Source organism: Peptoniphilus indolicus ATCC 29427 (assembly GCF_000227315.1).
Lineage (GTDB): Bacteria > Bacillota > Clostridia > Tissierellales > Peptoniphilaceae > Peptoniphilus > Peptoniphilus indolicus.
The window spans coordinates 1-1471 of the sequence record NZ_JH165066.1; the positions used below are offsets into that span (position 1 = coordinate 1).

2 protein-coding genes are annotated in these 1471 nt (G+C 26.9%); one reads left to right on the plus strand and one right to left on the minus strand.

Going from position 1 to position 1471, the window contains the following annotated elements; genetic code table 11:
* Window positions 1–76: 76 nt before the first annotated feature.
* Window positions 77–547, minus strand: coding sequence for a GNAT family N-acetyltransferase (locus HMPREF9129_RS08935; RefSeq protein WP_169311347.1), 471 nt, complete (start codon window positions 545–547; stop codon window positions 77–79).
* A gap of 108 nt (window positions 548–655) precedes the next feature.
* Between HMPREF9129_RS08935 and HMPREF9129_RS08940 the strand changes: the two genes are divergently transcribed.
* The coding region (locus HMPREF9129_RS08940) for an Rqc2 family fibronectin-binding protein (protein ID WP_004822743.1) at window positions 656–1471 on the plus strand (816 nt) is incomplete at its 3' end.

The window sequence follows — 1471 nt, forward strand, 5'->3', positions numbered from 1 at the left end:
ATAAGGATTTTACTATACTTGAAAAGTTTATAATTAATTTGTTAAATTAATTTAACAAATTCAAATCAAAAATATACTATTTTAAAAATTTTTCCATTCTGTAGTTTTGTTCCACTTCATTAAGTCTACTATCATTGTTTTTAAATCGATATCCCATCTCTTTATAAAATCCAACGGCTGTAATGGATGATGCCACTTCTATTCTATTGCCCCTTAATGCGTATTCATCTTTTTCTAAAGTCTCAACTATGTTTCTACCAATACCCTTTCCAATATATTCAGGTAAAACAAAAACACTCATTATATAAGCCTCATCTTCTTTACCACAATATGAACCTATGCCACCTATCCCAACTATCTTTTCATTTTCTTCACATATGTAATAATTATTTTTTTCAGCTCTTTCTATCAAATCATTTTCTGAAAGTTGTATAGAACTGTCTTCTAAAAATCTATCTTCATAATCCTTAGAATTGACTTCATATAAAGTTCTTTTTATCAGCGCTGAGCCTTCTTTAGCATCTTCAACTTTAAATCTTCTAATCATAATATCCTCCATCAACTCATAAATAGTTTTGTTAAAATAATTATTTATAATTTTATTATAACAAATTACATAGTTATATATATGGTATAATTTACTTTGAGGTGAAATATGGCTTACGATGGAATTGTTTTGAAAGCAATCACTAAAGAATTAAAAGACAACTGTTTAAATACAAAAATAGAAAAAATATATCAACCAACAAAAGACTCAATAATTTTTCAAATGAAAGTTAATGGCGAAAAAAAGAAATTACTTTTAGATGTATCTAGTCAAGCTCCTAGAATTCATTTTACCGATGAGGAGTTTGAAAATCCTAAAACTCCGCCTAACTTTTGTATGCTCTTAAGAAAGCATCTTGAAGGCTTTAAAATTTTAGACTTCAAACAATATGAGATGGATAGGATTTTAAAAATAGATGTGCTAAGTAGAGATGACTTAGCATTTGAAATTAAAAAGAGTTTAATAATTGAGATTATGGGAAAGTACTCAAACATTATACTTATAGAAACGGAAACAAATAGAATTATAGATTCTATTAGACGTGTAAATCACAATATGTCTTCTGTTAGAGAAATATTGCCAGGTTTAACTTATAACACCGACTTAATTTCAAATAGACTAAATCCTTTAAAAGAAAATTCATTTGATAACATCGAAATAAATAATCTTACAATTAAAAACAGCTTTATAAAAACATTTATGGGACTTAGCCCTATAGTAATAAGAGAGATATGTTACAGAGCTAATCTTGATGAAGACAGACCTTTAAACAGTCTTTCAGATACAGATATACAAGTACTAAAAGAAAGTTTTTATGAGATAATGAATTGTGTAAAAAACATTGAATTCACTCCAACCTTAGTTAAGGATTTAGACCAAATAATTGATTTTTCTGTAATTGATTTACGAATGTATACAAAGAAC

Coding starts and splice junctions, on each gene's coding strand:
- HMPREF9129_RS08935 (WP_169311347.1), bottom strand. CDS start 547: ATGATTAGAAGATTTAAAGTTGAAGATGCTAAAGAAGGCTCAGCGCTG.